This is a genomic window from Aquabacterium soli (assembly GCF_003933735.1).
Taxonomy (GTDB): domain Bacteria; phylum Pseudomonadota; class Gammaproteobacteria; order Burkholderiales; family Burkholderiaceae_C; genus Aquabacterium; species Aquabacterium soli.
The window spans coordinates 368,278-375,527 of the sequence record NZ_RSED01000003.1 but is presented as its reverse complement, the minus strand read 5'-3'; the positions used below and the strand labels follow the sequence as shown (position 1 = coordinate 375,527).

General features: G+C 56.6%; 7 protein-coding genes. 5 read left to right on the top strand and 2 right to left on the bottom strand.

Features of this window, described 5'->3' with window-relative positions:
• Positions 1-123 precede the first annotated feature (123 nt).
• From EIP75_RS05555 to EIP75_RS05540, 4 genes are all read left to right on the top strand, one after another.
• Entirely contained in the window at positions 124-390 is a 267-nt protein-coding gene (locus EIP75_RS05555; RefSeq protein WP_125242225.1) for a hypothetical protein, read from the top strand.
• Positions 391-592: 202 nt separating this feature from the next.
• On the top strand, positions 593-1,813 hold the full coding sequence (locus tag EIP75_RS05550) for an ABC-three component system protein (protein WP_125242224.1): 1,221 nt from the start codon (positions 593-595) through the stop codon (positions 1,811-1,813).
• The gene (locus EIP75_RS05545) at positions 1,810-2,298 is read left to right on the top strand and encodes a three component ABC system middle component (RefSeq protein WP_125242223.1); all 489 of its coding nucleotides are present in this window, start codon (positions 1,810-1,812) and stop codon (positions 2,296-2,298) included. Before EIP75_RS05550 ends, EIP75_RS05545 begins: the two co-directional genes overlap by 4 nt.
• Positions 2,295-4,241 (top strand): DUF3732 domain-containing protein, encoded by a 1,947-nt coding sequence (locus EIP75_RS05540; RefSeq protein WP_125242222.1) that lies wholly within the window; start codon positions 2,295-2,297, stop codon positions 4,239-4,241. Before EIP75_RS05545 ends, EIP75_RS05540 begins: the two co-directional genes overlap by 4 nt.
• A 264-nt stretch (positions 4,242-4,505) precedes the next feature.
• Here EIP75_RS05540 and tam read toward each other — a convergent pair whose 3' ends face one another.
• Positions 4,506-5,270: a trans-aconitate 2-methyltransferase gene (gene tam / locus EIP75_RS05535; RefSeq protein ID WP_125242221.1), complete on the bottom strand. Its 765-nt coding sequence runs from the start codon at positions 5,268-5,270 to the stop codon at positions 4,506-4,508.
• A 184-nt stretch (positions 5,271-5,454) separates the two neighbouring features.
• Here tam and EIP75_RS05530 point away from each other — a divergent pair, with 184 nt between their 5' ends.
• On the top strand, positions 5,455-6,042 hold the full coding sequence (locus tag EIP75_RS05530) for a 2'-5' RNA ligase family protein (protein ID WP_158622749.1): 588 nt from the start codon (positions 5,455-5,457) through the stop codon (positions 6,040-6,042).
• A 25-nt stretch (positions 6,043-6,067) separates the two neighbouring features.
• On the opposite strand, the gene EIP75_RS05525 is transcribed toward EIP75_RS05530, so the two are convergent.
• On the bottom strand, positions 6,068-7,156 hold the full coding sequence (locus tag EIP75_RS05525; protein ID WP_125242219.1) for a 1-acyl-sn-glycerol-3-phosphate acyltransferase: 1,089 nt from the start codon (positions 7,154-7,156) through the stop codon (positions 6,068-6,070).
• Positions 7,157-7,250 lie beyond the last annotated feature (94 nt).

Below are 7,250 nucleotides of genomic sequence, written 5' to 3'. Positions count from 1 at the left end.
TGAGGTCAAGGAACCCATGTTTGCCAATGTACGGGGCTTCCAACTGGCAGGGCAGAACTATGCGCGAACGGTGATGGCCGCGCCACGGGCCGATCAAGGTGCGACGCCATCTGGGAGCAGGCCATGAATGCCTACGCCAAGGCCAGTGGCGAACCGATCCGGCTGGTGTTTGAACTGGCGCGTGCTGATCACCCCAGGCTGTACGACGATCTGATCCAGTTCCCCAAAGGAACCAAGAGGATCAATCGACTGCGGGTGCTTGCTTATGATGGCTTGCTCGCCCAATGCGGGCAATTTGTGCCCAGCAGTTCAAGTCATCGGGAACACTTGGCCGAGACCAGTGGCTCAATGATCACCAACGATCTGTTTGGGCCACCGGCCAGCGAATGAGTGGTTTGCTCCCGTCACGCCCCTGAAATCGTTTGTTACCATTGCAAAAAATAGGCGGTCGCGCGTTCAACGTGCGACCAAGCAATTCAGGGGATGTGGAAATGACGGTATCTGACCTTGGGCCATTGACCAGCATTGTGTCCGCTTCTGGCGAGAACACCGCCGCATGGCTGTCTTACGCGTTCAATGCAGGAGCGTGAGCATGTCTGGGGCATCCACTGATCAGTACTCGGCGGGCGAGCAAGGGCTTGGATACATCTACCAACCGCGATTCGCGCTGCTTAAGCTTCTACAGTTGCCTGAGAGCACCTCTGTCTTGATCGAGAAAGACGACGATCTTGATTTCGTGGATAAGGATGGCGTCAAGACACTTGCCTCCCTCAAACACAAGGCGGTAGGGGATCGGCTTACGGATCTGTCCACAGACTTCTGGAAGTCCGTCCGCATCTGGTTGGCACGTTACAACCGTGACGGGCGTAGCGATGCCAGCCTTCAGTTTTTCCTCTTCACGACTGGAACAGTTTCTGATACATCGTTTCTCCGCCACGTTTTGGATGGTCATGTTGCGGACGACGAGCAAGAAGCGCTGTCGCAACTTGCAGCAGACGCGCTGTCTAAGTCTGGGTCAAAGCTCATCAATGGAATTGCGAAAGAGTTCCACGACCTCAATCCTGAAGAGCAGGAAGACTTTCTTTCGCGCATCACAATTTTTGATGGATCGCCCCGAATCGCCGATGTGCCGGCGATCATCAAAGATGAACGCATGCGTAGCGTTCGGCGAGAGTTCAGAGATGCCGTTTTCGAACGACTTGAAGGCTGGTGGAATGACCTTGCGGTGAAACTACTAACCGGACAGCGGACGGAACCAATTTTTGGTTACGAGGTATCGGACAAGCTTTCTGCGTTTGCTGACGAGTACAAATCAGACAACCTGCCAATCACATTTAGAGGGAAAACACCCGCCGGTGAGATTGATGCGGACAACGATCCACGGCTCTTTGTCGTTCAATTGAGGGAAATAGGTATAGCCTCAAACAGGATCCGCAATGCGATCTTGGACTACTACAGAGCATTTGAACAGCGTTCTTCATGGGCTCGTGAGAACCTGTTAGTTGCAGGTGAATTGGAGTCCTATGAAGATCGCCTTGTCGACGAGTGGGGGCGCTACAAGGATGTCGTATTTGAGGACCTTCATGACGAAAGCGCTGATGACGTCCTTCTGGCTGCAGGAAAGGCACTATACCGATGGGCTGACATGGAAAGCGGCAATATCAGTGCACTTCGGATCAGGGAAGGCGTCACTGAGCCGTATGTCGTGCGTGGAGGATTTCATATCTTGGCCAATTCGCGTCCATTGCCTCGTGTTTATTGGCATCCGCGCTTCCTTAGTCGAATAGGGGCTGTGGTAGGGGCTACCGAATGAAGCGATGGGATCACCGACCCTTCGAGGTACGCAACCTTTTTAATCCCGCTTTTTGCGGGCTGGTGTTGTTCAAGGCGTTGCTGGGGTACGAAGAGGAGAATCCTGATGGGATGCCATATTCTCTTGCACTGCTGGTATTGCCACTTTGTTTGCACAAGGACTCTCGCCTTGTTCTCGCTGATAACTCGCGCAGCTATCTTTTAAAGACGGTTGAAAATAATCCTCAGTTACTGGTCGGATTCGCCGCCCGGGCAAGTGATTTGATGCCGTTTTCACTGGAGGCATTCGGCCTGTTGGCGGAACGGGGTTGTTTCACGGTGTCGCCTGATGGTAGGTTGAAGACCGTGCCTGAAAAGATGCGAAAGTCTGTCACTGGTACAGCCGAGTCTGTCTCATGCCAACGTGTGGCTCGCTTTGTCGGTAAAGAATTTGCACGCATCGCGGACCGTGTGACTGTGTATACGACCTTTGGTGTTCGGCCATGAAAATTAAATCCATACACGTTTACAGCCATGATGGCCAACGTCGAGATCTCCAATTCAAAGTAGATGGGCTCAATGTCATAACCGGTAGATCATCTACTGGTAAATCGGCGCTCTCGGAGATCATCGAGTACTGCATGGGGCGCTCGACATTCAATGTTCCGGAAGGGATCATCCGCGATAAGGTGTCATGGTTCGCCGTGATCTATCAGTTTCCCCAAGAACAAGTTTTGATTGCCAAGCCGACACCTACCGATGGCGGTACGAGTTGCGGTCTTGTCATGCAGCGGAGAGGTGCACAGCTAGCGCCGCCAGACTTCAAAGATTTGGTTGTGAACACGGATGACGATGCCGTCGTCGTGTTGTTGTCTCGTCTGCTAGGCATACCAGAGAATCGGACCGAAGTCGCAATCGACAACAGCAGAGTGAGCTTTGACGCTAACGTCAAGCACACGTACTACTATCTATTTCAAAAGCAAGGCTTGGTCGCCAACAAAGACCAGCTCTTCTATCGACAGAACGAAAGTTTCCAGCCTCAAGCAATCAAAGATACGTTGCCGATTCTGCTTGGAGTTTCGTCCGGCGATCGATACGAGCTTGAAGTAAGACTACGCGCGGCTCAGCGAGAGTTGAAAATCAACTCGAAGCTCCTTGAACAAGCGCGAGATGCCATTGACACCGCGCAGCAAAAGGGCATCAGCCTCTTCTCTGAAGCGAAGGCCGTTGGTATCCTTGATGCGATCCATCAGCAAGCCAGCGCTGACGGGATGACGGATGCATTGCGCTCCGCATTGCTTTGGAAACCGTCTGCTATCCCTGAGGACGACGGCAGCAGGATTTCACGGCTCGAAGATGACCTCAGCAAGCTGCGTCAGGATCGCAGAGATGTTCAATCTCGAATCGATTCGGCCCGTCAGTTCGCCAGGAAGGCCGGTGGATTTGAGCATGAAGCGGCCGAGCAAAAAGATCGATTGGCATCGATCAAGGCGTTCCCAAAAAATCCAAAAACTGGAGAGTGGCAGTGGCCGTTCTGCGAGCCAAACTTGGGTTTGGAGACTCCTGTTGCCAAGTTGTTGCTCAATGAGTTGGCGTCGCTGGATGCGGAAATGAGCATCGTGGTTGAGCAGCGGCCCAAACTGGATGCTTACTTGGCCGAGCTCGATGTCAAAGTACAAGAGATCGTTGGCTCAATAAAGAACAAGGAAGCCGAACTCTCCGCCGCGATTGCAGCAAGTGAGATCATGGCCCAAATGGGTGCGCGAAACCACGCGGCTGCGCGCGTTGTGGGCCGGATTAGCTTGTTCTTGGAAGGCTTGGTCCCCAATGCGGAGCTTGCTTTGCGTGAGGCTGACCACAAGAGGCTCAAGTTTAAGGTCGAAGAGTTGGAAAAGAAGATCGGTGCAGACGACAGCAACGAGCGGCTGATTTCCATTCTCAACAACATCTCGACGCAGGTGTCGCAGTTCATCCGCACCTTTGAGGCGGAGTTCAGCACGTTCCCTGCACGGCTAGACCTTAGCCACTTAACCATCGTCTTTGACCGCCCAGATCGGCCCGTTCCTATGAGTCGAACAGGCGGCGGTGAGAACCATTTGGCGTACCACTTGTCAGCCTTGCTTGCCCTGCATCTTTTCGCAGCGAAGAACAATCGGCCAATTCCACGTTTCCTGCTGATTGATCAACCTACTCAGGTCTACTTTCCATCGGAAAAGGTCTATCAAGAGGCTGATGGGTCAGTTCAAAAGACAGAGGCCGATGCTGACTTGGTGGCGGTACGCCGACTGTTCGAATTGTTGTTGAAGTTCACTCAAGAGGATGTTCCAGGCTTTCAACTCATCGTTACCGAGCACGCGAACCTCCGCGATAAGTGGTTTCAAGATGCCTTGGTCGAGCAACCATGGTCCAAGCCGCCAGCGTTGGTGCCAGAGAACTGGCCAGATGCCTAAGGTGGCAGTAGGAAGAGGGCTACGGAGCATTGCTCCACCCCTTTGCCGCCCTGCAAAACAGGCTCGCCGTGTACACTTCACATTGCGTTATGGCTGTCGTTTGACCGGCAACCATCGTTGCAATCACCACCTTCCAGCGTCGGTAAAAATGACGGTAGAAAGAAATCTTGGAACTTCAAAAACCTAGTGTTCATGCGGCTCTCAAGGTGCCGGAAATGATCGAGTGGGAGTGAGGGCAGGACCCTCTGGGCCCGAGGGGCGGCGCTAACGCGTCGCCACGACGAACAGGCGAGGGAAAGGCAGCAGCACCGTGCCGTCCTCGTAGGCGGGATACGCCTGCGCGATGGCTGCCGTGTAGACCTGAAGAAACTCGGTCTGTTCGCCCGCATCGAGCGGCCCCAGAAAAGGCCTGAGTGCCGTTCCTTTGAACCACTCCACGACAGCGCAAGGCCCGCCGCTCAACGCATGGAAGTAGGTGGTGCGCCATGCATCCACCGACCGGCAATTGGTTCGCAGCAGCGCATGGTAAAAGCTGGCACCATGCCGCTCGGGGTGACGCACCTCGCCAATCTTGCTTCGCCAACGTCTGTCCGCCGCGATTTCCCTGGCGAGTCGATGGGCAGGCTCGTCCAGGTTGTCTGGTGTCTGCACGGCCAGCGTGCCACCTTCACTCAGCTTGCTGACCAGACGAGGGTAAAGCGATTGGTGATCTGGCAGCCATTGCAGGGAGGCGTTGGCCAGGATCACGTCGCAAGGGCGCTCAGGGTTCCATGTGGCGATGTCGGACAGCATAAAGTCCACGGATGGAAGGCGCTTGCGCGCTGCGGCCACCATGTCCTCGGAGTTGTCGGTGCCGCTGACTTGCGCACCCGGAAAGCGTTGCAACAGTACTTCGGTCGAATTGCCCGGGCCACAGCCAAGGTCGATGGCCCGGCGAACCGATGTGGCCGGGATGGCCGCGACCAGATCACGCACCGGGCGCGTTCGCTCTTGCTCGAACTTGGTGTACTGCAGGGCTGAGCAGGACATTGTCGCTCCTTGCGCGTGATGGACTCGATGATGAGTGTAGGTCGAGGATCGAACTTTGCCGCCTGATAGGGCATTGACGGAGGCGTGGTTAAAGCGCCGTCCTTAAACTGCGAAGGCCATGCCGATGACTCGCAACCCCACCGACCACGCAGGCTCAGACAGGCCTGTTGGTGATGGCGCACGCATGAACGCCCAGCTTTTGCTGGATGGATTCGAAGTGCCAGGCGTGCCGACGGACGGATTGTTCTTCGCGATCTTTCCCGAACAGGCCGCGGCAGCCCAGGCGGTGGCGCTCGCACAGCGATTGAAGGCAGCGCATGGACTTCGGATGGAACCCCATTCACAGGATCGCATGCACATCACGCTGGAATATCTTGGCCGCTTTGCCGATTTGCCGACGCGGCTTGTCAAAGAGGCGAGCGACGTCGCTGCGGCCATGTGTTGCTCCAGGTTCGATGTGGAGCTTGACCATGTCATGAGCTTCAGCGGGCGTGCGGGGCATTGTCCGCTGGTACTGTTGGGTCGTGAAGGCACCGTGCCGCTCAAGACCTTCCAGCTCGGCCTGAACATGGCTTTGAAGCGAGCTGGTGTCGTCAGGCGGCGCACGCCCCCGTTCAACCCGCATCTGACCTTGCTCTACGGCAAGAGCGTTGAAACGGCGGAGATCTCACCCATCCGGTGGACAGCGCTCGAGTTCAGGCTGGTGCGCAGCTTCCTTGGCCAGGGACGGTATGAGGTACTGGGGCGATGGCAAATGCGGAGCACCTGTTGACGACGCGGTCACGCATGCCGCAGCCTCAGCCCACGGGTTCAGGCACACAGTCAGGCATCTGCCCTGCAGGTTCCAGACCGAGGATGAGCCTCCTCATCTGCGTGGCCATCGCGGCGCACAAGGCCTTCGGATCAGCCTGGCCTGCCTGCAGCGCAGGGCCGAACGACACGTGGGCAAGCTGGTTCCGGTAGCGTGGCAAGGCCACCTGAAGCGCTGCTGCCAGCTTGGCCTTGTCGTGCGCTGTTCGGCGCAACAAGCAGAGAGGGTGCCGCTGCGCAGCTGGCGAGATGACGTGGCTCACCAGGGCAGGCAAGAAGCGGGCATCCGGCACCAGCCGGGCCAACAGGCCATAACTGACTGACCAGTTCTTCAGTGAGTCGATCGCTGAGTCGGAGCCTTCTACCGCAGGATCAGGTTCGATCTCGCCGGCAGGGAAGGTGAGCAACGCGCCGCCATCTTTCAGATGCCGGCTGGCGTCGCGGATCACGGACAGGCGCCCGGACTGATCGGCGGGCAGAAAGATCAATTGCCGTGCCACGTGCGGCAAGGCGCGCAGGAAAGGGCGGTCCATGGCGATCACCCGCAGATCGGGCCGTGAAGCCAGGCTGGCAAACAGCGCGATCGTGTCGGTCATGCCGGGATGGTTCGCCAGGATGAAGACAGGCCCTTGAGTCGGAACCTGTTCAAGGCCTGTCGTGTGCAGTCCGGCCGTCATCTGGTGCATGAGCCAGGTGCTGCCTTGTGCCAGCCCATGCTCGCCCACGCGCGCATCGAACTCATGGGCAACCGTGGCGAAGCGGCGTGCCCAGGGCAGAAACAGATGCTGCAAAGGCGTTCTGTGAAGCAGCGACAAGCCCGTTGAGTCCAGCAGGTCAACGAGGTTGATCTCCGTGAGTAGATCCAGCAGTGTCGACGAGTCGTCAGGCATATGTCTGCACAGGGGCGGATTGGCGCAGTCTAGGGCATCAAGAAGCAGAACGGCGCGGCTGGATGGACACCGCAGCCGTTTCAGAAGCAAGGCGGTGTTCGCAGCACAAGCGTCATCACGGTGTTGATTTTTGTGCCGAATCTGCTTCGATGCTGTTGAAAGATCAGCAGCGAACCCAGGCGGCATGGGCGTGGTGCACGGTGTCTGCCTGAGGGCCCCAGATTTGGCATGGCGGTTGCTGAATGAACCGGTCTGTCCTTTTCGGCCTTCACGTTATTGA